The sequence below is a fragment of the Thioalkalivibrio sp. ALMg11 genome, from assembly GCF_000377905.1.
Taxonomy (GTDB): Bacteria; Pseudomonadota; Gammaproteobacteria; order Ectothiorhodospirales; family Ectothiorhodospiraceae; genus Thioalkalivibrio.
In genome coordinates, this window is the sequence record NZ_KB898871.1 from 457926 (window position 1) to 481388 (window position 23463).

Here is a 23463-nt window from a genome sequence, read left to right on the forward strand (position 1 = left end):
CGGATCATGGCCGCCACCGTTCATACTCGCGCAGGCCGCGCGCGAGATCCGTTGTGCCATACACCACGGCCTGGCCGTCGAAGACGATGGCCGGTACTTGTTCAATGTTCAGACGATAGGCGCGCAGCAGCGGCTCGTAGGCGTCTTCGAGATCCCGATGCGCCCGGGCGTCCAGGCGCTCCTGGGCGATCGCGGCCGCGGCCTCGGGGTCGGCTGGAAGCCCCTGACTCAGGGCCTCCGTTGCCCGGTCCACGGCGTCCACATGATGGATCTCGACGGGGATCCCCCGGCGGTCGGCCGGCGTGGTGGACACGGTCGTACCGGTGGTCACGAAGACCTCGATCTGCCCCGGGTCGGCACTGGCGGGGCTGATCCCCACCAGGAGCAGCACGGCAATCATTCGTCGCATGAGCGGCCTCCTGCGCTGGATGTCGAGGGAAGGTGAAGCTGCGCCCGGAAGCGGCGTTGGGGGTCGTTCAGCATGCGCTCGCACACGCGGCCTTCTGCCTCAGCCAGTCGGATCGCCAGATTCCGCAGCGGGCCCGCGAGCACCTCGCCCTGCTCGAACTCGCGGGCCAGTGTCACGGCCGAATGCCCGTGCAACGTCAGTTCCATGAGAACGACGTCGCGCTGAGCATCGGTGAGCCAGCCGCCCTTGTGGATCAGCTGTCCCTCGCCCTGCAGAGGGAGGGTGTGGATCTCCAGTCGTTCCGGGCCACCCTTGTTCTCGGGCATCAGGAACAGGCCTTTGCGCCCCCCGGCGACCAGCAGCCATTCGGTCCAGGCAAAGTCGCCGGCCCAAAGGGTGTGTTGATTGATCACGATGCGTCCCCTCCGATCCGGCGCGCGACTTCTTCGGCGGCTTCGACTTCCGAGCACCCCAGCTCGTCCATGATCTTTCGGCGCTCCGATTTTTCGTGCTTCTCGGTCATCGCCAGGGCCAGGGCGATCGGGGGTGGGACGTTGCGGAACAGCGTTTCCACCTGGTCGGCCAGGACCACGCCCTCGACGTACTTGCCGGGTTCCTTGCGGGCTCCGAGCAGCAGGCTCTTCTGTTCGCTGGTGAGGTCCTTGAAGCGGGCGATCTGCTCGATCTCCTCCTTCGGCATCACCAGGCACATCCACCACTCCATCATGTTGAGCATCTTCCGGGACGCATCCGGGAAGTCCTCCAGGTTCTGCGTGGCGATCCAGAACCAGGCCCCGAGCTTTCGCCACATCTTCGTGATCTTGACGACGTAGGGCGCGAGGAGGGGATTGGTCGTGATCATGTGGCCCTCGTCGGTGAGCACGAGGGTCGGGCGTTCGGAGTGCTGGTGTTGCTCGACCAGGTCGTTGATATGGTTCATCAGGCCGACATAGGCCACCGTGAGCTGATCCTCGTAGCCCTCGCGCGCCATGATCCCCATATCGACGATCGTTACGTCGGCCTCCGGCCAGCGCTCGCCGGCCCGGTTGAAGACCTTGCCGGCGAACCCGTGACAGAACACCTCCATGGACTGCGCCATTTCGCTGACGCGCTTGCGGCGTTCGGGGGAATCTTCTTCCTTCGCGACCTCGTGCAACCCGGCGACCACGTCTTCGGTCAGGACCTGTTCGCGCCCCGCCGCGCGGACGTTCTTGGCGGCACGGAGTATGCCGTTGGCGATGGCTGTGTTGTCCGGGCGGCGCATGTGCGCCTCCTCGCGCGGATCACCCCCGGTGATCATGATCTTCGCCGCGATCTGCATTTCGCCGAGCAGGTCGCGCCCCTCCTCGATGTCGTCCTCGTCGTCCTCGTCGGAGGCCTCTTCCTCGATCTTCTTGTCCACCAGGGGGTCGTCCAGGAGCTGGGTCGCCGCCGCGAACGGCGGCAGGCTGACCCGCTCCTTGGGGTTCAGGGAGACCTGATTGACCGAGACGCCCCGGTGGTCCAGGTACTGTCCCAGCAGACCGAACGAGTTGCCCGCCTCGATGATGAAGATCCGGGGCCGGTAGACCGCCACCATCTGCAGGATCAGATAGGTGAGCAGGGCGGATTTGCCGGCCCCGGTGGGGCCGAGGATCAACGCGTGGGCGTTCTTCTTCCGGTCCGAGGGATGCAGCGGATCGAACATCAGCGGCTCGGCGCCCCGGTTGTAGAACAGAAACCCGGCGTGGTCCGTCCCCTTCGTGCGCCCGTAGAGCGGTAGCAGGGCGGCGAGGTGGTCGGCGTACACGTAGCGGCTCCGGCGCGTTACGCGCTCCAGGGCCGGGTCATAGGCCATCGGGAGCGCTCGCAGATAGGTGTCCAGCGGGAGCAGCTCGGCCTCTCGGGCGATGATCTGGAGGCCGTTCGCCACCAGACGCGAGGCCAGCTCGTTGCGCCGGCGCACCAGCTGCGTGTCGTTCTCCGCGCGGATATAGAAAGCGATTTGGGTGGGGTAGAGCTTGTTGCCGCGCGCGAGTTCTTCCTGCGCCGTCTCCACCTCCTCCAGTGCCAGCCGCGATTCGATGTTGTCCCCACGGGACGCGGCGTGGATCTGCCCGATGTGATTGGAGACCTGGTCCTGCGGCTGGATGGTGATGGTGACCGAGAGGATCGTGCCTTCGGGGGCGCGATCAAACAGCGCATAGATGTTCTCGCCGGCCTGGCGTTCCGCCGTGAAATGCCCCGTCTTGGGCGCCTGACGCAGGCTCTGGACGTTCAGGACCGCATGGGGCATCCCGTCGAAGCGCCAGACCCCGGCCTCGGCATCCGACACCGGCATTGAATAGGTGAACAGTTCGGCCAGGTCGCGACCGAACGGGAGATCCTCGTCACCCGGGTAAGGGGCGACGTTCAGCAGCTTCTCCGGGTCGCCATCGGCCACCTCGGGACGCGGGTTGAACCACGGGACGAGCCACTCATACAGATCCTGCGCCTTGCAGCGCTTCACGCCGACCCCGACGGCTTCCAGGGAGGTCGCCCATTGGGCGGCGACCTGGTTGAGGGTCTCCTCGGGTGACAGGTCGCCCGAGATCGAGCGGCGGTACAGGCAGGCGCGCACGCGACGTTTCTGCCCGCGCCACGCGCCCCCGGTGACCTGCTGATCGACGAAGAGACCGCCCTCCTGCGAGATCCGGTGCAGATGGTCGTCCACCTCCGCGAGGTAGGCGTCCCGAAACGGATTGTCCTCGGACCGCTCGCGGGCGTAGGCCCGGATATGGTCGGTGACCCCGCCCAGGGCGGGGTCGTCCTGCACGAAGACCTGTAGCACCCACGGCGAACCGTCCACCTCGGGGACCGAGTCGGTCAGCGCACCCTGGATCTGTTGGCGCAGGTCCTCCATGTATTCGGGCGTGCGCGCTTCGGAGCTGGCCGGGGTCAGCTCGAACAGGGCGCCAACGCTGTTTTGGTCCTCCAGGAGGAACACCTGAGTCGCCGGGTCGTAGTCCGTCCACGGGAGCAGGTCCGTGAACGAGTTGGGCCGGCGGTAGAGATCCTTGACCTCGGCCTGTGTCACCGGCCGCGACCCGCCCAGGTTCGGGTCGGGCCCCTGGTTCTCGTCTTCCTCCCTCGCCGAACGGCCGGGGAGGAGCGAGGTGAGCATCTTCAGCATCATCGGGCTCCCGCCTCTCCGGGGAGTGCATAGTGGTGGCGGTCATACATCGGGAACGACGTCGAATACCCGGGCACGGGCACCTCGTCGCGACCGGCCAGGTGCGGGTACACGAACATCACCAGGGTCGGATTGGGGACCCGACTGAAACGGGTTTCGATTTCGTCGTGAGCGGACCGGGTGTAGCCCGCGAGATCCGCCGTGCCGTCCTGGACGTCTCGGCCGATCGGCTGTTGCAGCGCCTGACGCGCGGCATCGACATCGGTGCGCCCCATGGACTCGAAGTGTCCTTCATACACCTCGTTCATCGTGGGGCCGTCCTTCGGGATCACCTTGTCCGCCGAAGTGGAGGCGCAGCCGGCGGTCAGGACCGCACTAATCAAGAGTGCGATGGGTAGAGCGGCGCTCGAACGCTTCATGGGAGACCCTTCTGCCTTCAAGTTCATAATCGATCCTCAGTTCCCGGTCGAGGTGGATGGCGACCGTTTCGCCGGCGGGGGCGAAGACCGCGTCGAAGTGGCTTTCCTGGCGTTCCCGCAGCCACTGGGCGAGTTCGCGAGCGGCGCCGGATGCCGCGCGGCCGGCGATGAACTCCCCGGTGTCGCCGGTGACGATGTTCTGCGTGAATCCCTCCTGCCCGACGATCTGCGTGGTCTGAGCGGCTGCGGCTGCGTCGGCGGCGGCCTGCGCCGTGACGATGCCGGTGGACTGCGCCAGATAGGCCGCTGCATTGGAAATGCGATCACCCGCAATGCAGGGCACGCCCCGCTCGTTGGAGATCCAGCCGAGGGCGTCGCCGGAATCTCCGTCGGGGTCCGGCAGGGTGCGAACGGTGCCGTCCTGGAAGACAAAGGTGACCGACTCCAGCGACCCACGGACGCAGGACAGCGTCCAGTCGCCAATGGCGGTGCCGGAGAAAATCATGCCTTCGATGTTGGGGATCTCGATGTCGTTGGCGGCCAGGTTGCGTTCGCCCACGATCACCTTGAATGGCACCGGGTCCTCCACCGTCCCGCCGTGCGGTACGCGACCGATCAGGGCCGTCATGGCGGTCGAGCCCATCAGGGTCGAGTTGCGCGGCACCGTGTACCGGGGATCTTCCTCCGGCGTATCCGTGCCGGTGGCGCGCGCCGCCGTGTCGCGGGCGTGCTCCACGCCAGCGGCGCCGCGATCCCGGATGGTGCCGGCCACCGACCGGCTGCGATCGAGGAGCCCGCCCCCTTCTTCTTCGGGGTCATAGCCCACGGGATTCGTCCAGCGCAGGGTGTCGGCGGACTCGGGTTCGGCCGTGCGCGTGCGGTCCTGAATGACCGGGGCCTCGTCTTCCCGGATGCCTAGACCGATCGGAATGTCGCTCCCGGGCACCAGGTCGGGATCTTCGTCGCGCTGCTCCAGCTGCTGCCCCATGTCCTGTACGCGGGAACTGAGCTGGTCCATGCGCCCGAGGAGTCCCTCCAGGTGGCTCTGGCGCTCGGGGTCCGGCTCCTGCCGTGCTTCCTCGGCCAGCTGCTCGCGCATCCGCTGGTTGTCTTCGCGCAGTTCGCGCAGCTGTCGGCGCGTCTCGCGCTGCTCGGCCGTCAGGGTGCGGATGGTGTCGGTGGCCGTGTCCGCGTCCGGTTGCGCCGCCGCCTGCCGCTGGTCCAACGAGTCCGGTGCCCCGGACGCCGGCTCGGTGCCGCATGAGCGCAGCATCACCACGATCATCAATGCCCCGACGGCCAGGCCGATGATCGGCAGGAGTCGATTGCCCTTGGTGGAAACCATCAGCGCACCCCCCAAAAGCTCTCGTCAAAGGGGCGGTCCGACACGACATACACGGCGGTCGTGTCGGCTTCGTGGCCGGCCGGGTGCAGCCGCGCATGCTGAAAGGTGGCCGTCAGCCAGTCGCCCCGCAGGTCGCGGGGGTCGAGCGTGACCGCGGATTCCGTAGCGTTGCGCAGCTTGACGGCGGTGACATACCAGCGCCCGCCACGCCAGGCCGCGAGCGGTTCGGCGGTGACGGCCGCGCCCCGGACCAGCCGGACCGGTTCCCGGTTCAGCGAAACCTGGCGCACGCCAGGCATCTGCGGGGCGAGCCGGCTGGGGCCATACAGGGATTGGGACGCGAATCGCGTCAGCGCCACGTAGTCCAGGTTCTGGTGGTCGGGTTCGGCGTCGGGGACGTCCGTCGCGCGGTCCCGGCGGCTCCCCGGTCGATGAATGACGACCTCATTGGCGCGCGCCCCGTCTTCGGCCGAAAGGTCGAGCATGAACGTCGCCCCGGACTCGACGTCGGCAATGACGGCGCGGGTGGGGCCGAACGAGGATTGCGCCTTGAGGTACACGATCCCGTCGTTCGAGAACACGCGGACCTGCTCATCGATGTGGGGTGGAAGCCCCACGCGGACGTGCCCTGCAGGGAAGCGAATCAGCCGCTCCTGCCCCACGGGCAGGGTGACCTGAACGGGCGAGCCGTCCCACGTAATGCGGTCGGAGCTGTCGTCGGCGGTGGCCGACACCGGGCCCGCGAGGGCCGCGATAAGGGCAATGGCGAGGATCGGGCGCATTACTGCTCCTCCTCCGGGTCGATGCGATAGGGATCTTGGGCGAAGCCCGCGAGGGCGAGCCCCCAGGGGTTCGATTCAGGGTCGATGTCGTAGGCGACCACCCGCAGGGGGTAGCGGATGAAGACCTGCTTGACGCGTTCGCCGTCGATGCGCTCCTCGACCTCCACGTCCAGCCATACCGTCCACGTCCCGTCCCCCGTGGCCTGCACGCGGTCCGGGGTGTAGCGCAGGCCGTCGATCTCCCGGATGAACCGGCTGCGATCCCGCAGTTCACCGCGCCGCTCGCGTTGTTCGCGGTCGGCTTCGAGGGTTTGCTGAAACCGTGGCGTCAGGAACGCCTGCAGCGACCACAGGTTGTCCGGGTAGTCCGCGCGCCCGTCCTCGGGCCAGCGATGGAGCTGCTGCCAGATATAGAACGCGAAGGTGTACACCGACGCGGGATGCACCTCTCCGGCTTCCAGAACCCCGCCGGTGCGAAGCTCCGGGGGGATGTGCACCGTCAGGCGGTCGGGGGCCTGCTGCCATCCAAACCAGAGGCCGAGGGCCACGAGCGCCATGACGCCAATGACGCCCCGGAGGGTGTTGATGTGCGATCGGGCGCTGTCGAGTTCCTTGCGGTATCTCACGAACGTCTCCCCAGGTCCCAGGTGCCGCTGCGTAGCGTCACCGGGACCTTGCGCAGGCCGCTCCGGTGAAGGGCGAGCATGGCGCGTTGTTGGTAGTAGCCGGTGGGGCGGCCCCGCTTGATCTTCTGGAAGATCGTGGCGGTGATGAATACGGTCCCCAGCACGGCGACCGCCGCGAATCCGACGCCCATCATCGGAGCGCCGACCACGAAACCGAGCAGGATCCCGACGGGTAGCCAGCCGATCACGGCGAGCACGAGAATGGCGAGCAGCTCACTGGAGGAGCAGCCGCGAAAGATGGGCGGCTCCTCGTTGAGCCGCTCGGCCATTCGGTTTTCGAGTCCGGGTGTCGCCACGCGGCATTACTCCATGATCGAAATGGCCTGATTGACGAAGAAGCTCAGGACGAGGAGCACCACGGCACCCACCACGCCAAGCAGACCCACCTCGCCCCATTCGGCCTTGCCTTGGCGGGCCTCATTGAATTTGGTCAGCGCGGTCCAGGACACCCACAGGAAGGAGGCGACGGCGATCAGCGTGCCGAGGACGATCGCCCCCTCGAAGATGTAGCCGCGCATGAGGTCGATCCAGTTGCCGTCCTCGAACCCTCCGTCGGGCTCGGGTGCCGTCGGCAGGTTCTGCGCCCAAGCGGGCGTGGAGTGGAGGGCGACCACGACTCCAGTCATGAGGATGTGGCGGGCGCGGGCCCATTGGCGTTTGCAGGTATTGAGCATCGGAAAGTCCTCCTATGGACGGATGAAGTAACCCACGAGCATCACCACGACGGCGGCCCGTACAGAGACCCAAAGCAGGTCGAACATGGGTGTCTCGCGATCGCTCCAGGCGCGGAATTGGCCCATCACGACCCACATGAGCCAGATCAGATAGGTGACCGCGACAATGGCCGCGATCGCGAGCCCCAGGTCGGCGCCACTCGCGCCGGCCCACTGCTCGAACTGACTGGAGGCATCGCCGCTCACCGGCGGTAATCACCACTGAGGGGCTCGACCCGGCGCGGTTGGGCGCGCGGTGCCCGGAGGTGCTCCTCGATGCCGGCCTGAACCCGATCCAGGTCGTGGCGCAGCCAGTCGTACTGGAAGCGGATCCGTGCGTCGGGGTCGGCATGGGCTTCCGCCTGATCAACCAGTGCGTGCAGGGCCTGAATCTCGTGAGCGAGTCGGCTCAGGCTCTCGCGTTCCGCATCGCGGTCGGCCAGGGCCGCCGGTGTGAGGGTGATCATCACCACGCCCGTAGCGAGCGCGACAAGGGTCCTGTGCATGGCGTGTGACTCCGAGGCGTTAGCGTGAGCCACAGTCTTCTGATTCCCGGCCGTGGCGACTACGAAAAATCCTCAAACCGATCGCGAGGGTTTTTCGGACGCCAGGGTTGAGCCCCTGCGCCGTGCTATTCGAGCCTTCGGAAAGGGCGGGTTTGGCGAGGGTGAAACGTGGGTGGGCCGAGCAGACTGCATCGCAAGCCCGAGCGGGAGTGCGGCGTCGAACGTCGGTGGTAAGGGGTTTGGCGTCCGGCCGTCCGGGGGTGGAGAAACGCTATGCGCTCGTGACACTCGCAGCGGCGGGTGGGGTTCTCAGAGGTATTTCTTGAAGCTCGAAGCCGTAATGGCGATGGTGATCGCATTGAGCAGGGCGAACGGGAGAATGACCCAATTCGGGTGGACCGAAAACGGCAGTGCGAGGTAGACCACCCAGGCCATGGCGATCGAGGGCGCCATCAGCCGTTTCGCGTGGTGGTAGACGAACGACGATTCGCGGCCACCCCCCCAGCGGCGCAGATCGCGCTGCACGAGTCCATCGACCAGGGCGACCATGGCGAACAGGACGAACACCGGCATGGCGAGGGTCAGCACCCCCAGGCGGAGGGCGAAGACCTGCGTGATCGCCATGCCGGCCAGGACATAAGGCTCAATGGAGTGATACCCGTTGCGCAGAGAGTGCACGATCCGGCCATCCTCGGGGTGCGCGGGAATCGACAGCCACTCCACGAGCGAGTGGATCCCCGTGTACTCAAACAGGAAGCGATAGGACACCTCCGCGAAGCTGCGCGCGTAGCCCCCTGGATCCGCGGTCAACATGGACTGACGAAAGTCCTCGTTGAGGTAGCCGATCTCGCGTTCGAGCATCTGCTGGCTGTGCTGGATGCCTTGCTCCGGCCAGATCCAGGTCATGCCGACCCATTCCGCCACCAGGGAAAACAGCAACGCCGCGAGCAACCACAGGACGATCTGGCCCGCGAGGTTCAGCGTTCGCCCGATCAGCCCCGGGTCGCGCTGCTGCGCGGGGTGACTCGATGTCTGCCGGCGTGCGCTCGCCATCAGGCGGGTTCCTGCGGGGCGACCGGCATGGCGGTGTCCTGCCACCAGTGCTCGGCGGTGGTGTAATCGCGCTGCATGCGCTCGGCGATGTCGGTGAGCGACCCGGGCATCACCGGGTCCGCCTTACTGTCCGGGAGCGGCATGCGGATCTTCCAGAGCTGCCCCCCCTCGATCAGGGCGAACGCCTGACCCTTGGGCAGGGTGACGATGTCGGACGGCGTGAGCAGCGGGACCTCGGTTACCGTGATGCGGTCTTCGTTGCGGCTGGAGAAGTGCTGGTCGGATTCGGGATCGGCCGAATCGTTGGTGCCGGATACCTGCATGAGCGTGTTGATCTCGACCTGCGGAAGCTGCTCGGTGAGCATTTCGGCCGTCTCGTACTCCTTCACCCTGAGCATGACCAGCGTGTTGAAGTTACCGGCCACCTGGCCGGCCTTGGGCTTGGATCCGATCCGGGCCTCGACGTCGGACCAGGTCTGCGTATAGGCCGTGACCTGGAACCCCGCGCCACCGGCCTTGTTCAGCAGAGGGATGAACTCGTCGCCGATCAGCTCGTTGAACTCGTCCGCATGCACGTTGACGGTCGGGAGCCCCGACCGACCACCATCCGGTAGCCCGTCGTCCTGCCCATGCTTGTACAGCTGACCCGCGACGGAGCAGAGATCCGCGAACATCGAGTTGCCCACGGCCGCCGCCACGTCGGCATCCGAGAGCGCGTCGAGGCCCACGTAGACGATGCCGCCGGTGCGGATGATCTCCCGCCAGGAGAAGATCGGGCGCGGATCGTCGGTGTCGAGATAGTCGGGGGCGATCAGCTCCGCCGTCTTGCCGGTGGTCAGCTTTTCCATCAGGGGGAGCAGCGAAGCCACGATCTTGTCGAAATAGGTCTTGTCGTACTCGAAGGCGCTGCGCAGTCCGTCGGCGACCGGGTCGAACAGCCCCTGCTCCTTGGCGTAGAGCATCAGGGCGACGGCACGCTTGTCCCGACCCTGCAGGTTGCGCGGTAGCTGGCGTTCGTTGGTGTTGGCCTCGCGCCGCCCCACTTCCTCTTTCCAGCCTTCGGGTGCCACGCTGGGGAGCCAGTGCTCGTAGTATTCGATCAGCAGCGGCTCGATGTAGGTGATGTGCCGGAGGATCTGTTGGTAATCCGGGCGTCGGCCCAGCGCCACGATCGCCTGAGATACGATGTTCACGAATCGCCACGCGAACTCCTTGAAGGCGGCACTGTTGCCTTCGCTCGGGAGCTGGTTCGAGACACGGGTGGCGACCTCGGTAATGCGGCTGAATGACCCGACGGCGTTGTAGCGTGCCGAGTGGTCGGGGTAGCCCAGGTGAAACATATAGAACTGGTCTTCGCGCCCCGCGCGCCGGGCCTCCGCATACATACGCTTGAGCAGCTCGGCATCCCCCTTGGGGTCGATCACGATGATGACGTCGCCGCGCCGGATGTCCTGAGTGATCAGCACTTCGGCCAGCCGCGTCTTGCCCACCCGGGTCGTACCCAGTACGAGGGTGTGCCCCACGCGCTCACCGAGATCCGTCCAGGCATCTTCCTCATCCGGCTCAACGGCGTGCAGCGCGGGTTTTCCCCCCACGGGAGGCAGAGGGGCCAGGGGGTTCCACCAGGACCGTTTCCCGAGTGCGCGCGCAATGCCGCGCAGCCCGGGGGTGGACTCCCACTGGACCTCCTTGCGCCGCGCCCAGCGGTACAGGTGGCCGGGATCCACGTAATGCTGGACCTCCGGTCGGATCGTGTCCCGCAGGCGCTGCGTGTGCTTCTGTGTCCAGCGGAACCCCCGTCCGAGGTAGAGCTTGCGGCGCGAGACGGGGATCTGTTTCGCGCTCATGGAAAACTCGGGCAGCTGTCGGAGGTGGCGGTGATACCGCACGATCCGCCACCCCTGTCGCGCCCGGTGCACGGCCAGTGCCCCGAGCATCGCCGCCGCGACCCAGGCGATCGAGGGGGTCATCATCAGGGCCCAGGGCGCGGCGACCGCGATGACGGCGGCGGCGCCGGCCACAAAGGCGGAGTAGAACTCGACCGGCGGCCGTAGCAGGGCCTCGACGGGCAGCTGGCTCATTGTTCGATCCCCTCGCGCGAGATCAGGACCGGGTAGACGTCGAGCTGCAACCGCTCGGCGAGATCATCGCCGTGCGAGAGCTGGACCGGGATCCCGTGCGCGGTGTCGCGCACCCGTTCAAGGTCCTCGGGGGCCTCCGCCTGAACGAGCATGCACACGGCCCCCGCCTGCATGAGCGCGACCCGGTGGTGTTCCAGCCAGGCGAGCGATTGCGGATCCGAGCCCACCAAACAGAGTGGACGTGGCATGTGCTGAAGCGTCTCGCGGACATGCGCCGGCGGCTGTCCCTGCAGCGGTGCCACGCGCAAGCGGGAGGGTTCGATGGGCAGCATGCGCTCGGCCGCGTCGTTCAACGGGGGGAGTGCGGCCGTATTGCGAGGTGTGGGCTTCTCGGCGCCCTCCAGGCGTTCCAGGTAGGGGGCCGCCGAACGGCCCTCACCCGTATCGAGGATCACCTCCAGGGCCTGCGCAGAGGCAGAGACGAAGAGAAGGGGCAGCAGGGCGGCCAGGGGGGACTTCACGATCACGGCAGAGCCTCCAGATGGTGTTGGACGCGGGCCCGGTGGCGGGCGGCGTTGGTGGTGTTCGAGGGCGCGTGATAGAGGCCGCTGGCTTCCAGCCAGTGGCCGCTGCGTTCGTACTGCTCGCGCAGGATCGCGGCACCGATGCGGAGATTGCGATAGGGGTCGAGGGCCCGCGCCGGGTCCTGAAGGCGCTCCTCGTGCCAGTGCCAGTTGACCTGCATGAGGCCTATATCGATGTTCCGCTTCCCGGCCGCGAGGTGGCGCTCCAGGGCGTCCAGCGCCTCCCGGTACGTGCGGTATCGCTCCGGTCGCCCACCCACGTTGAGGGTCCAGGGCCACGGCCGCGCGGCACCCGTGGAAAGCCGTGCGCCGGATTCGGCGGCGGCGAGGGCGTACAGGACATCGGCCGGAACACCCTCGGCCTGAGCGACGCGGTGGTAGCCTTCAGGGACGCCGGCTGCCGCCTGGGTCGCGAGCGTTAGGGCAAGACCGGCTGCCAGCGCTGCCCGGATTGCCGCAACAGCGAGGGCGTGTCGTGATCGGCCAGCGTGCCGTCGTCGTGATTGAGGGTGATACGACCGGCTCGCACCAGGTCGATCGGGACCGTGTTCTCCGCCGCCCATCGGCGCACCTCCTGATCCGCATCGGTATCCGTCAGAAAGACGTCCAGCCGCCACTGTGCCCCGTCCTGCAAGCGCTCCACGGCGCGTTCCAGGATGTCCCCGCAGCGGCCGCAGTCGCGGGCGGCGACCAGAACCACGCGATCATCCGCACCGAGGTCGTCCAGGGTGGGGGGCCTCGGCTCGCTGATTCTCGGTTCGGCACCGTCCGCAGCGCCGGACCGATCACGCGGCTCGATCAGCACCCGATCCGGGTAGAGGCGATCCCACGCGGCATCGTAGGCATGCTGGAAGGCCAGTTCGCCGGTGACGCGATTGCGCTCCTGCTCCACGGCCAGTTCGGCGTAGTACCGGCGCTCTCGGTCCGACTCCGCATGAATCCCCAGGACCCATATCGGGTCCAGACCCGGCGACCAGAGTCCCCGTGGACCCTCCATGATGGCGTCGTAGCGTTCCCACTCGGCGTCGGAGAGATCCCAATGCCGGGTCCGGGCCGGCGCCGTCTCGACGCCTTCGGACGCTCGGGCCTCGGCGCGGGTCGCGTCGGACTCGACCGAACTGGCCTGAACGGTGCCGGAGAGTCCGGCCGCGACCAGCAACGCGATCACGGAGTAGCGAGGCCGGGTCATGGGTGCCCCCGCATGCAGGGTCGCCCATCAATGAAATAGACCCGCTGTTCCCATTTGGACGAAAGATCGGCTTCGACCCGAGTCCGCTCGGCGACCCGGTCAAGGCAGGTCGGGGGTGGCTCGGGAATCGCGACGGGCTCGACGGGGGGCGGATCGGGTGCCACCTCGGGTTCCGGATCGTGCGTGGCCGCGATGACGCCGACCCCAATCAACAGCAAAACGACAGCTCCACCCATGATGGTCTCCTGCTCCTACTCGTCGTGGATGGCGAGGGCGTGCATGAACCCGCGTGGGTGCCGGAGGACCGCGACACCTGCATCCGGATCGAGGCTTTCCAGCGTCCATTGCCCGTAGCTCCCGCCCACGCGGATACGCTCGCGGCCACTCGCGCCTTCCAGGATGGCGAAGTGGCGAGACCCCCAGTGTTCGATACCCGTCAGGGTGGCGTTCGGTTCCGGCGTTTCAGGCGTTTTCTCCAGGCGGGCGACGCGGCGCTGCGTGGCGTTCAAATCGCCCCTCAGCGCCTCGATGGGCTCCATGGCCTCCGAGGATTCCACCTCGGCGCGCAGGTCCATCAGTTCACCCTGCAGGGCCTCCAGTCGGTCGGTCACGGCCTGATCCGGTCCCTGGTGGTCGAGCGCGGACTCCAGCCCGTCGAGCTTCTCGCGAAAGTCGCGTTGCTCGGAGCGCAGCGCGCGCAGATCCTCGTCCTGACTGGCGACCCGTGCCTCCAGGGAGGCGAGCAGTATTTCCAGTTCGTTGAGGTTCCCTTGATCGACCTCGGCGACCGGTTCGGCCGACACGGGTTCGGGCTCTTCGGTTTCGGCCCCGCCACCTCCCAGGAACATCAGGAGCAACCCCGTCACGACGGCGAGGCCGGCGACCGGCCCCGCGATCTTGAGCCAGCGAGGAACGGGCTGAGGCGATGGACTATTTTCAGACTTCTCGTGGGTGCTCATTGATCACCTCGCAGAATCGACCGTGCGCGGGACGGGTTGTACCGGGCGGCCACCTCGTCGCTGGGGATCTCAAGCTCGATGCCGGTGCGGAGCTGATTCGGATTCGGCGCATTGGTCGGGAAGAAGGCGTGCGGGTTGGCCTCGAACAGCGCGGCGGCCATGCGCGCCGGTTGCCCCGGCGAAATCGCCTCGGCGACGGAACCGAGGGTCTCGCCGCGCTGAACCGGGCCATACAGGCGGGCTGTTGGGGGTTGCGGCGCGAGTACATCGCGCACGGTGTTGGCCTCGATCGCGTGACCTCGCGCCCGTGCGGCCTCGGCATAAGGCGCACGCGGCTCGTAGGAGATTTCCCGCATGGCGGGATCGACGACCAGGCGCCAGGTGGGGCCGGCGAGGGTGGTAAGCGCATTCTCAAGGCTCAGGGGCCCCAGCTCTCGATGCACCTCGGGAAGCGGTCGGGTCAGGAGCACCCGCATGGCCGGGTCCGCCTCGGCCGGGTCCTCCAGTCGATACCCGCTGTGTGTCAGGAGGTAGGTGAGCGCGGAGCCGACGTGCCGGACGTCCGACGGGAAATCGATCTGGACCGTGACCTGAAGGGGCTGCTCCTGCTCGGGTGCGGGCGCATCGGTAGCGGTGAGGTATCGACCCACCTGAATGTCACTGGCCGCAGCGGTTCCCCAGGAGGTGAACGCCAGCGCCACAAGGAGTGCGGGTAACCGTTTTCGCATGTCTTGCCTCGCCTGCTTGGAATAAAGCCCGCGCCAACGAAGGCGCGGGCACCAGCCCTACGGGGGTATGGGCTGCCCGTTGCCAAGGCAACGGACGTCGCCAATTCTCCGGGTCCCGCGTGTAGCGGCTACGAAAAATCCTGAAGCGAGCGCGATGGGTTTTTGAGTTATCCACAAAAACTGGGGATAACTGCATGGGAAGGAGGGGCAAGAAAGCGAGGGAACAAGGACTTGCCAGGCGTGGGCAAAACGTAACCAGCCACCCCGGTTGGGTCGGGGGTGGCTGATCCGCGAGTTGACTTCGATTGAGGTGCTTCAGGACCGGGCGCGTCGATTGTTCGAGGGCCCGGTCGAATAGGAGTCGTCCCCAGGGCGGATCGATCTCACCCTCCTGCAGTAGCGAGTCGTATTCCGGCGATCCATGGTTTTGGGGGGATGGATCTATCTCGAATGGCGCGGCAGTACCGCACAAAGGGACCCACGCTGCATCTGGCGGTGGGCGGCCAGTGATTTGAATCACGGAGACCAGAGTCTCCCCACGGCGGGCGCTACGCACCGACCGTGGGGAGACCCCCCTAAACCATTCGAGAAGAACTCGTGCCGGGCCCGGAGGGCCCAACGAGTTGACTTGTGAACCTCCACCGAGGATCGGTATTGATCGACTGACCCGAGCCAGGGACAAAATTGGATCAGCCGACAGCGCCGGGCCGCAAAGGGGCAAATGCGGCACCCCCACTCTCGGCGCGTAGGGGCTTTTGCCGACGGGCGTCGGCAAGGGGCCTGATACGCTCAGGCGGGCGGTGTAATACGCATTCAAACTCAAGGGCCCGATTTGGGCAATCCTCCAGACTGCAAATGTTGAATCTCCGCCGTCATTCCCGAGGATCGCCCGCGACCCTCGGGAATGACGGCCCGAAGGCCGTCAGGGTTAGATCCAGCGGAAGACGTGCTGCATCCGCTCGCCCTCGGCGAGCGGTAGCTCCACGACATCCGCGCGGGCGTTGGCCCAAGTGTTGCCGCCATTCTCGATGGCTTCCTGCCGCAGCGCTTCCAGTTTCCCGAGAGCGTCCGTAACAGCAAGCGTGGCGACGTAGTCGCCTACCAGCGGCGTGCCCTCGTCGGACACCCGCAGGGTGCGATATTCCGGCGACGTGAGTGGTGTCCCGGCGACTCGGGGAAAATTGAGCATCCCCGAAACCGCGTGGACGGCCTGCGCCCGATTCAGTCGCGGCAGGCCCTCGGCATCGCAGTCCATGTCGAGAAATACGCCATTGGGATCATTCCACGCCGCCCAGGCGAGAAGCTCGGCACGGGTGCCGTACTCCACCAGTCGTTTCTGGTACAGCGGGTCCCGATACAGCTCCGCGAGTTCATAGGTGTGCATGGTCAGTCTCCTGCATGGAGGGGACAGACCGCCCCCACGGGGAGCGGTGTCCCCGTGGTGGGTTGAGAGCCGTCAGGCCGCGCGGGCGGACGAGACGGATAGGAGCCGAATGGCTCCGTTCGGTTGAATACCGATGCGGTATCGAGTGCCAGAACGACACAGCTCGAATCGTCCCCGGGAAATCGGCTTCAGATCGGCAATGCGCGCATGGGCAATCGGTTTGATCGACATAGGTCTATCTCCTGCATGGAGGGGACAGACCGCCCCCACGGGGTCGGTGTCCCCGTGGTGGGTAAAGGAATGGATCGACCGGCGAGCCGGCGCACCCCTGCCCGATCCGGGGGGTGCTTCAGGGGCCTGATACGCTCAGGCGGGCGGTAAAGCCGTCATTCCCGAGGATCGCCCGCGACCCTCGGGAATGACGCCCCCGAAGGGGGGCGTGTGGTCAAGCGGCTTGCTTGCCGGTCGCAACCGCCAAAGCCAGCGATTCGATCGGCTCGATTTCGGCGAGAAACGCTAGGTGTTCGAGTGCCTGAGCACGTAGGGCGCCGGGCGACGTGTCCATCGGCTCCAGTGCGTGCGAGTTGAGCAGGAATACGCCCGGGCCATGGCAGACCATGATCCGGGTCGCGTCCGAGCCAAGGGCGTACAGCCCTCGGTCCATGGGGACCAGGTCCCCAAGAATGGAGTGATGTCGAGATTCCACGGTCAGTCTCCTGTGTAGAGGAGCGACCGACCCCAAAGGGGCCGTCGCCCTTTCGGGGAATGGAATGCCGTTGGCTAGTCGATCGCGCGAAGGATCTCGCCGGACTCGTCGTGGTCCAGCGCGTAATCCCTCAACCAGTGGTACAGGTTGACGTGCCGATCTTCGCGAAAGCGCCAGGCCATCGCGTTGAAGGCGAACAGACAGGCAACAATGCCCGCCGCGTCCGCACTCAATTCGCCCTCGTAGCCGTTACCGGGCACCACGATCCGCAGGTTCCGTTCCTGTTCGGGTGCCATGTAGAAACCGCCGTTGGAAAGCTCGTAGAACTCCCAAAAGCCGCCCCTGTAGGCTTCCGCCAGGGTTCCCAGCGAATCGAAGACGCTATTTTCAAATGCCAGGGCATGTGCCCCGAGATACCTCGGCAGGATCCGGATCCGTTCGAGGTCGGGGACGCGGTGGCGGTGAATCGCAAGATCCGTCTCAGTGCAAAACGTCATGGTCTATCTCCTGCAAGGAGGGGACAGACCGCCCCCACGGGGGTCGGTGTCCCCGTGGTGGGTGAAGTGAATGGATCGACCGGCGAGCCGGCGCACCCCTGCCCGATCCGGGGGTGCTTCAGGGGCCTGATGCGCTCAGGCGGGCGGTAAAGCCGTCATTCCCCAGGGCCGCGTGCGACCCTCGGGAATGACGGCCCGAAGGCCGTCAGGGTTGAGAGTGGATTTCAAGCCTCACCCAACGGGCGAGACGCTCGGCTCCGCCGGAGATCCAGTGGTCGATCTCCGTTCCGGAACGCATGTCGAACGCCAGTACGCGCAGCGCAGCGACCTGAAGGTCCGGATCGATTACCCGGAGTCGGGTAAGGTCGAACGGAAATTCCTGGCCGTTGAAGAGACCGAGCAGAAAGAGACGGACGTGCCGTCCCTGTCCCGTCGGTGACTCCGCCGCGTCGGCGAGCTGGTTCAGGGCTTCCAGGGTGGCGGGATTCATACCGCCTCCTCGGACTGCACCTCGGCCTCCGGCCGCAGGTGCTCAGCGGCTTTCCGGGCCTGACTGGCTGCACGGAAAATGGCCCGCTTGTCCTCCTTGAGCTTCCGGACCCAGGAGCCGATGTAGCCCTCGTGGCGAAGATCCCCCTGGATACCGATCTGGGCGCACAGGAAGGCAGCGCCCAGCTCGGCGACCAGCTCCTCGAACGCATAGCGTTCGGATCCGAAGTGGTCAAACTCCACGATCCCCTCGCGCGCGAGGCGGGACTCGTGCCCCGTCCAGTGCGTGAGTTCGTGGAGTGCCGTGGCGTAATAACCGGCCTCTTCCCGAAACGACGCCTTCGGGGGCAACTGGATGTAATCCAGTTCGGGCGCATAGAACGCCCGGTCGCCCCCGTGTCGGATCAGAGCCCCGGAGGACTCCAGCACCGATTCCGCGGCCTCGATGGGCGTGAAGTTCGGTTCCGGGGCGTCCCCGGTGGGACCCACGCGATACCGGTCCTCCAGATCATCGATCTGGTCCACGTTGAAGAGCTTGAAGGCCCGAAGGATCGGCACGGTTTTCATCACCGGCTCGCCCTTCTCGTCCGTCACCGGCTTGCCATCGCGGTCGGTCTTCTGCCGCTCGATCGGCTTGAAGAACACGGCCAGCGTGCTTTTCTCGCCCTTGCGCACCGATCCGCCGGCATCCTTCGCCTGCTTGAAGGTCATCCACCGACTGGTGGAGTACCCGTGTGCCACCTCCTGCATCCACAGGAGCATGACGTTGACCCCGTGGTAGGGGCGGTTGGTCGCGGCATTGACCGGCATTCCACTCGCCAGTGCCGCCTTGTCGCGATCCCACGGTTTGACCCAGGGCACGACACCGTTTTCCAGGGCCGTAACGATTTGATCGGTCACTTCCTGGTACAGGTCCTTGGAGGCTTCTTTCTTGGACATGGTCTGTCTCCTGCGCATGAAAATGGGGACAGACCGATCCCCGTGGGATCTGACTGCCCCACGGGGGTTGAAATGGTATGTTGACCGTCCTCACGCGAGCAGCGAGGCGCCGGTGATGAAGGTCATTGAAGGTCAACGTTCCACCCTGGAACAGGCGCTGACACGCGCCTTGTTCAGGGGCGAAACCGAGCGGTTCGAGCAGATCAACGATCAACTCAAACCGCGCGCGGTAAAGCTCAGTGCGATTGCGACTTCAGATCGAGACGTGCCAGCAGCTCCTCGTCGATCAGACGAAGCGCAAGATTGATGTCGGCACGGCCCTCCCGAGTGCTCACCTGAGCGTTCAATGCTTGCTGACGCCGGTCCAGGATCTCCTGTTCGGTCGCCGCTTCCAGCCAGGCGATAAACGCCTTGATGGTTTCCTTGTCCATCGATGCTCTCCTGTCTGTGAACGGAGAGCGCCCCACAGGGGAGTGCTCTCCCCGTGGTGGGTGAAGGAATGGATCGACCGGCGAAGCCGGCGCACCCCTGCCCGATCCGGGGGTGCTTCAGGGGCCTGATACGCTCAGGCGGGCGGTAAAGCCGTCATTCCCCAGGGGCGCGCGCGACCCTCGGGAATGACGCCACGAAAGAAGAGCCGATCCCCAGGACAAAGTCTTGGGGATCGGCGCATCGGTCGGTCAGCAGGGTGCTTCAAGGCACCAGTGACGCGGAGGTGGAGTCACCCGGGCCGGTTGGCGCTTGGTGTACTCGGGCTGAGTGAACCGAAGGTCCACTCGTTCGCCCGCGCGCTTGAATGCCATGCCTTCGTGTTTCCGGCTGATGTGAAGTCCTCGCATGAGTCTGTCTCCGAGTAATGGGGACAGACCGCCCCCACGGGGTCAGTTGTCCCCGTGGTGGGTAAAGGAAATGGATCGACCGGCAGTGCCGGCACCCTTCGTCCCGATCCGGAAGGGTTTTAAGGGGCCTGATACGCTCAGGCGGGCGGTAAAGCCGTCATTCCCCAGGATCGCGCGCGACCCTCGGGAATGACGCCCCCGAAGGGGCGCCGGCTCGATCAACCGATCCGCATTTCCAGATGGTGAAGATCGGACGTGGAAAGCTGTTCCAGATCGGCATCCGTAATGGGCTCCAGGGTGCGGCTATCCAGTACCTGGAAACCGCACTTGAGGGCCTCGGAAACCGAGTCGAGCGAACGAAAGAGCTTGGTGATGGTGGTGCGAGCTTTCATGGGGCTTCTCCGTCAGTTGTGGGACACCCCGATCCCTCCTGCCGCAACAAGAGGGATCGGTGGTGCCCCACAACGGAGACGCCCCGCAGCCAGGGGGGAGAGGACCCCCTGGCGAACGGTCGGTCGGATTCAGGCGGCCGAGCTTTCCGGTTCCTGAGTCGAGTCCGCAGATGCGGTGTAGACGGTTTCGCCGTCCACCTTGACCCAGGCGATCCGGAGCAGCCGAGCCTTCAGTGAAACGCCGGTCTGACCGGCTTTCTCGCCTTTCTGATACTCGAACAGATCCGGGTACAGATCACCCAGATTGAACCCGATGAGGACCTTTCGATCTTCATCGATGTAGGTCTTGGCAGCCTTGATCAGCCGCTCGGCTTCCGCCCCGCTGACCCGGCAATCGAACCGGGTCTTGTCGGGGGCGTCGGCGGATCCATGCAGCGCGACGATGTCGCACGCATAGAAGGACGCCCCCTTCTTGGGGCTCACCTCGCGCACCCGATTCAGGTAGCCAAGGCCGGTGATGTGAAGATCGAAGTATTTGTTCTCAGACATGGTGGTTCTCCTGTTTCAGTGAAATTCGGAGAAACCATGCCCGTCCGGGGATTGGTTTCCCCGGGAGGGTGAAGGTAGCGTCAGGCGCTACTTTTTCTTGCTGCGACGTTCCTGGCGCCAGGCAATGACGTTCAGGATGACAAAGACGATGAAAATTAGAGTGGCGATCAGCGCGAACGGCTCCATCACGACTCCTCCTCGTTGAGCTGGATGTTTCCGATGACCAGGAGCATCACTCCGAGCGTGATCACGTAGAGCACGCTGGCCAGCGGCACCGCCTCCAGGAATAACGCGACGATACTGGCGACGATCATGCCGACGCCCATTTTCCGCGAATCTTCCTTGACGGTCTGGATGTAGATAAGGGGTCTTTTCACAAAGGCGCCTCCTTCGAGAATAGCCAAAGGAGACGCGCCCAACCGGGGGGAGGCTCTCCCCGGCGTGGGTGGATGGAATACAGCAGGACCGACTGGCTGGGCCAGCGCACCGCTACCCGGTCCGGGCGGTGCTTTCAGGGGCCTGATGCGCTCAGGCGGGCGGTAAAGCCGTGTGACGCTTCTAGTTTTATCCTTCCCAATAATCGTCTGTCAATTCATGCGGTTCGAGCGGGCGCTCGATCTGGCGCAGCTCCCGCACATTGGCCTCCACCCACGCGTGATCCCGCTCCCGGTAAAGCAGGCGTTGCATCGGGGCGTCGTCCGGGATGTCGAGCACCTCGCAGACCCCGTGTTCCGGGTGCTGAACAGTGGCGCCGGAGGCGCAGTGATCGCGGCGCTCGATGGGGAATCGGATGATCGCCATGGGCTCTCCTGTAGTCTGGCGCAGTCAGTCGAACTGCAGCTGCACCTTGCCTTCCGTTAGTCTCGCACCGGCATCAAAGGTTTTGCCAGTACGTTTGCTCTTGAGACCCTTGAGCTGTACCAGGCCCCCCGCGAACAGCGTGAGCGCCTGGGTCTCGGTCAGCTTCTTGCCACTGACCTGCTTCCAGACAATGGCGTTGCACGCTTCGCACTGCCAGGCCTTGGGTGATTCCTTAATGCTGCCCTGCTGGGCGCAGCCGCACTGCCCGACTGACCCCTGTTTCGGGGCCTTGCCGGGTTTCCCGCCCTGGTCGGGCAGCGTGGTCGTGCAGTCCGGATAGCGGGTACAGCCCCAAAACGCCCCGGACCCGCCCTTGCGGCGGCGCATGGGCGAACCGCATGCGGGGCAGGCGTGCTGGGCCTGCGCCTCGACCTGAACCGCGTCGGCGCCCTGCTGTTGAACGTTCTGCACCAGTCGCTTGACCCATTCGGACTGCCGCTGCAGGAACCCGTTGATCTCGCCTTCTCCCTTGGCGATCTGGTCCAGCGCCTGTTCCCACAGAGCCGTGGTGGACGGGTCCTTCACCGGATCCGGAAGCGCGTCGATCAGTGACCGGGCGGCGGACGTGGAGGTGAGTTTCTTCTTGTGCTCCTCCAGGTAACCGCGATCCATGAGGGTCTGGATGATCCCGGCGCGCGTCGCCTCCGTGCCGATGCCCGTGTTCTCTTTCAGGACGCGCCGCAGCCGCTCGTCCGCGATCTCGCGGGCGATGTTCTTCATGGCGGCGAGCAGCGTGCCCTGGGTAAAGCGTTCCGGCGGGGTGGTTTCCTTGTCGCGGATCTGCGCGCCGGCCAGGGAGACGGGGTCGCCTTTCTGTACGTTGGGAAGAGCCTGGTCGCTTTCGGCGCGCTCCTCGGCCGAAGCGTCCGTCTGGATCAGTACACGCCAACCGGTTCGGCGATTGACGCGTCCCTGTGTGCGGAAGGTTTCGCCTTCGGCCGCGACTTCCAGTCGCGTCTGGTCGTACTCGTAGGCGGGATAGAACTGCGCAATGAAACGGCGTCGGATCAGGTCGTAGACCGCCTGTTCCCGCGACGACATCGCGTGGACATCCGCGACGGCGGTGGTCGGGATGATGGCGTGGTGCGCCGTGATCTTCGCGTCATTCCAGCAGCGTCCCTGTACGGCGGCATCCGCGCCTTCGACCAGGTGTTCGATGGTCGAGTCGCTCTGCATCAGTCCCTGCAGGACGTCGCGTGCCTCGCCGTGCTGGCTGACGGGCAGGTAGCGGCAGTCGGTCCGGGGATAGGAGGTGGCTTTGTGTTTCTCGTACAACGACTGTGCGGTATCGAGGACCTCCTGCGCCCCCATCCCCAGCCGTTTCGATGCCTCCTGTTGCAGCGTCGAGAGATCGTAGGGCAGCGGCGCGTTCTCGCGCTTGCGCTCGGTCTGCGCCAGGGTCACGGTGCCTTGCACCCCCTGTACACGCTGCGCCACAGAGGCGGCCGCCTGTTGACTGGTACAGCGGCCTTCGGAGTCACTCACTCCCTCGGGTGGCACCCATCGGGCCTCCCAGGAGCCGTTCGTATGGCCGCAGCGGACCGTTACCTCGTAGTACGGCACCGGTTTGAACTGTTCGATCGCGCGGTCGCGGTCCACCACGAGCTTGAGGGTGGGCGTCTGGACTCGCCCCACGGACAGAACGCCGTCATAGCCTCGGGCCCGAGCCGCGAGGGTGTAGGCCCGCGTGAGGTTCATGCCCACAAGCCAGTCGGCACGGGCGCGCGCCACGCCGGCCCGGTACAAGGGGAAGGTTTGATCCCCCGGTAGCAGGTTGGCGAGGGCCTTGCGCACGCTGGCCTCGTCCAGCGCGGCGAGCCAGAGCCGCTGGATGGGCCCCCGGTAGCCGCACAGATCCAGCACCTCGCGCGCAATCGTCTCGCCTTCCCGGTCGGCGTCCGTCGCGACGACCACTTCGGAGGCCTGTTTCAGCAGGGACCGGATGCTGGAAAAGTGCCCCTTCACCTTGGGTCGCACGTTCATCCGCCACTGGTCCGGCAGGATGGGAAGCGTCTCCACGCGCCACTGCTTGAGCGCCGGGTCATAGTCTGGTGGCGGGGCCATTTCCAGCAGGTGCCCGAAGCACCAGGTGACTGTCACCCCATCCCCGCGAATAAACGCATTTTCCTTGCGCGATGCGCCGAGTACGCGCGCAATATCGCGGGCTTGTGAGGGCTTTTCCGCAAGAAACAGTCGCACGAC

General features: G+C 65.8%; 30 protein-coding genes. All 30 read right to left on the minus strand.

The features are described 5' to 3' along the window. Positions 1 to 4: 4 nt before the first annotated feature. The 30 genes from D578_RS0102215 to D578_RS0102365 all read right to left on the minus strand — a co-directional run bounded on the left by D578_RS0102215 (position 5) and on the right by D578_RS0102365 (position 23460). Positions 5 to 400, minus strand: coding sequence for a TIGR03757 family integrating conjugative element protein (locus D578_RS0102215; protein ID WP_018948382.1), 396 nt, complete (start codon positions 398 to 400; stop codon positions 5 to 7). Continuing rightward, positions 397 to 822 (minus strand): hypothetical protein, encoded by a 426-nt coding sequence (locus tag D578_RS0102220; RefSeq protein WP_018948383.1) that lies wholly within the window; start codon positions 820 to 822, stop codon positions 397 to 399. Before D578_RS0102220 ends, D578_RS0102215 begins: the two co-directional genes overlap by 4 nt. After that, positions 819 to 3560, minus strand: a complete 2742-nt coding sequence (locus D578_RS0102225) for a conjugative transfer ATPase (RefSeq protein ID WP_018948384.1) — start codon at positions 3558 to 3560, stop codon at positions 819 to 821. Before D578_RS0102225 ends, D578_RS0102220 begins: the two co-directional genes overlap by 4 nt. After that, positions 3560 to 3979, minus strand: a complete 420-nt coding sequence (locus D578_RS0102230; RefSeq protein WP_155996743.1) for a TIGR03751 family conjugal transfer lipoprotein — start codon at positions 3977 to 3979, stop codon at positions 3560 to 3562. Before D578_RS0102230 ends, D578_RS0102225 begins: the two co-directional genes overlap by 1 nt. Continuing rightward, a complete protein-coding gene (locus D578_RS0102235; RefSeq protein ID WP_018948386.1) occupies positions 3936 to 5339 on the minus strand; it encodes a TIGR03752 family integrating conjugative element protein in 1404 nt (467 codons plus the stop codon). Before D578_RS0102235 ends, D578_RS0102230 begins: the two co-directional genes overlap by 44 nt. Then, positions 5324 to 6106: a TIGR03749 family integrating conjugative element protein gene (locus D578_RS0102240; RefSeq protein WP_018948387.1), complete on the minus strand. Its 783-nt coding sequence runs from the start codon at positions 6104 to 6106 to the stop codon at positions 5324 to 5326. The genes D578_RS0102235 and D578_RS0102240 overlap by 16 nt, the downstream gene beginning before the upstream one ends. Continuing rightward, positions 6106 to 6732 (minus strand): PFL_4703 family integrating conjugative element protein, encoded by a 627-nt coding sequence (locus D578_RS0102245; protein WP_018948388.1) that lies wholly within the window; start codon positions 6730 to 6732, stop codon positions 6106 to 6108. The genes D578_RS0102240 and D578_RS0102245 overlap by 1 nt, the downstream gene beginning before the upstream one ends. Beyond that, on the minus strand, positions 6729 to 7061 hold the full coding sequence (locus tag D578_RS0102250; RefSeq protein WP_017926573.1) for a TIGR03750 family conjugal transfer protein: 333 nt from the start codon (positions 7059 to 7061) through the stop codon (positions 6729 to 6731). The genes D578_RS0102245 and D578_RS0102250 overlap by 4 nt, the downstream gene beginning before the upstream one ends. A gap of 33 nt (positions 7062 to 7094) precedes the next feature. Beyond that, positions 7095 to 7466: a TIGR03745 family integrating conjugative element membrane protein gene (locus tag D578_RS0102255; protein ID WP_017926574.1), complete on the minus strand. Its 372-nt coding sequence runs from the start codon at positions 7464 to 7466 to the stop codon at positions 7095 to 7097. A 12-nt stretch (positions 7467 to 7478) separates the two neighbouring features. Next, entirely contained in the window at positions 7479 to 7712 is a 234-nt protein-coding gene (locus tag D578_RS0102260; RefSeq protein WP_018168718.1) for a DUF3262 family protein, read from the minus strand. Next, positions 7709 to 8011, minus strand: coding sequence for an RAQPRD family integrative conjugative element protein (locus D578_RS0102265; RefSeq protein ID WP_038033978.1), 303 nt, complete (start codon positions 8009 to 8011; stop codon positions 7709 to 7711). The genes D578_RS0102260 and D578_RS0102265 overlap by 4 nt, the downstream gene beginning before the upstream one ends. A 309-nt stretch (positions 8012 to 8320) precedes the next feature. Next, positions 8321 to 9064 (minus strand): TIGR03747 family integrating conjugative element membrane protein, encoded by a 744-nt coding sequence (locus D578_RS0102270; protein WP_018948389.1) that lies wholly within the window; start codon positions 9062 to 9064, stop codon positions 8321 to 8323. Then, complete coding sequence (traD, locus tag D578_RS0102275; protein WP_018948390.1) at positions 9064 to 11145, minus strand: type IV conjugative transfer system coupling protein TraD; 2082 nt, start codon at positions 11143 to 11145, stop codon at positions 9064 to 9066. Before traD ends, D578_RS0102270 begins: the two co-directional genes overlap by 1 nt. Further along, the gene (locus D578_RS0102280; protein ID WP_018948391.1) at positions 11142 to 11672 is read right to left on the minus strand and encodes a PFL_4695 family integrating conjugative element protein; all 531 of its coding nucleotides are present in this window, start codon (positions 11670 to 11672) and stop codon (positions 11142 to 11144) included. The genes traD and D578_RS0102280 overlap by 4 nt, the downstream gene beginning before the upstream one ends. Continuing rightward, entirely contained in the window at positions 11669 to 12181 is a 513-nt protein-coding gene (locus D578_RS15190; RefSeq protein WP_081617317.1) for a transglycosylase SLT domain-containing protein, read from the minus strand. The genes D578_RS0102280 and D578_RS15190 overlap by 4 nt, the downstream gene beginning before the upstream one ends. Beyond that, entirely contained in the window at positions 12148 to 12918 is a 771-nt protein-coding gene (locus D578_RS0102290) for a TIGR03759 family integrating conjugative element protein (protein WP_018948393.1), read from the minus strand. Before D578_RS0102290 ends, D578_RS15190 begins: the two co-directional genes overlap by 34 nt. Further along, the gene (locus tag D578_RS16275; RefSeq protein ID WP_018948394.1) at positions 12915 to 13154 is read right to left on the minus strand and encodes a hypothetical protein; all 240 of its coding nucleotides are present in this window, start codon (positions 13152 to 13154) and stop codon (positions 12915 to 12917) included. Before D578_RS16275 ends, D578_RS0102290 begins: the two co-directional genes overlap by 4 nt. Before the next feature lie 15 nt (positions 13155 to 13169). Then, the gene (locus tag D578_RS0102300) at positions 13170 to 13877 is read right to left on the minus strand and encodes a hypothetical protein (protein WP_026289127.1); all 708 of its coding nucleotides are present in this window, start codon (positions 13875 to 13877) and stop codon (positions 13170 to 13172) included. Then, on the minus strand, positions 13874 to 14578 hold the full coding sequence (locus D578_RS0102305; protein ID WP_018948396.1) for a hypothetical protein: 705 nt from the start codon (positions 14576 to 14578) through the stop codon (positions 13874 to 13876). Before D578_RS0102305 ends, D578_RS0102300 begins: the two co-directional genes overlap by 4 nt. A gap of 955 nt (positions 14579 to 15533) precedes the next feature. Continuing rightward, a complete protein-coding gene (locus D578_RS0102310; protein WP_018948397.1) occupies positions 15534 to 15989 on the minus strand; it encodes a hypothetical protein in 456 nt (151 codons plus the stop codon). Between the two features lie 445 nt (positions 15990 to 16434). Continuing rightward, a complete protein-coding gene (locus D578_RS0102315) occupies positions 16435 to 16695 on the minus strand; it encodes a hypothetical protein (RefSeq protein ID WP_018168704.1) in 261 nt (86 codons plus the stop codon). Between the two features lie 74 nt (positions 16696 to 16769). Further along, a complete protein-coding gene (locus tag D578_RS0102320) occupies positions 16770 to 17192 on the minus strand; it encodes an antirestriction protein (RefSeq protein WP_018168703.1) in 423 nt (140 codons plus the stop codon). Between the two features lie 205 nt (positions 17193 to 17397). Beyond that, complete coding sequence (locus tag D578_RS0102325; protein ID WP_017926591.1) at positions 17398 to 17682, minus strand: hypothetical protein; 285 nt, start codon at positions 17680 to 17682, stop codon at positions 17398 to 17400. Further along, positions 17679 to 18620 carry an ArdC family protein gene (locus tag D578_RS0102330; RefSeq protein ID WP_018948398.1) on the minus strand — a complete coding sequence of 314 codons (942 nt, stop codon included), beginning with the start codon at positions 18618 to 18620 and terminating at the stop codon, positions 17679 to 17681. The genes D578_RS0102325 and D578_RS0102330 overlap by 4 nt, the downstream gene beginning before the upstream one ends. Positions 18621 to 18856: 236 nt before the next feature. After that, on the minus strand, positions 18857 to 19051 hold the full coding sequence (locus tag D578_RS0102335; protein WP_017926593.1) for a hypothetical protein: 195 nt from the start codon (positions 19049 to 19051) through the stop codon (positions 18857 to 18859). A 626-nt stretch (positions 19052 to 19677) separates the two neighbouring features. Beyond that, positions 19678 to 19851 (minus strand): hypothetical protein, encoded by a 174-nt coding sequence (locus tag D578_RS16020; protein ID WP_018158376.1) that lies wholly within the window; start codon positions 19849 to 19851, stop codon positions 19678 to 19680. Between the two features lie 129 nt (positions 19852 to 19980). After that, a complete protein-coding gene (locus tag D578_RS0102345) occupies positions 19981 to 20400 on the minus strand; it encodes an STY4534 family ICE replication protein (RefSeq protein ID WP_018948399.1) in 420 nt (139 codons plus the stop codon). Positions 20401 to 20585: 185 nt separating this feature from the next. Continuing rightward, a complete protein-coding gene (locus D578_RS0102355) occupies positions 20586 to 20777 on the minus strand; it encodes a hypothetical protein (protein ID WP_018168699.1) in 192 nt (63 codons plus the stop codon). 187 nt (positions 20778 to 20964) lie between these two features. Then, a complete protein-coding gene (locus tag D578_RS0102360; protein WP_018948400.1) occupies positions 20965 to 21201 on the minus strand; it encodes a hypothetical protein in 237 nt (78 codons plus the stop codon). Between the two features lie 24 nt (positions 21202 to 21225). Further along, positions 21226 to 23460: a DNA topoisomerase III gene (locus D578_RS0102365; RefSeq protein ID WP_081617314.1), complete on the minus strand. Its 2235-nt coding sequence runs from the start codon at positions 23458 to 23460 to the stop codon at positions 21226 to 21228. Between the last annotated feature and the right edge of the window lie 3 nt (positions 23461 to 23463).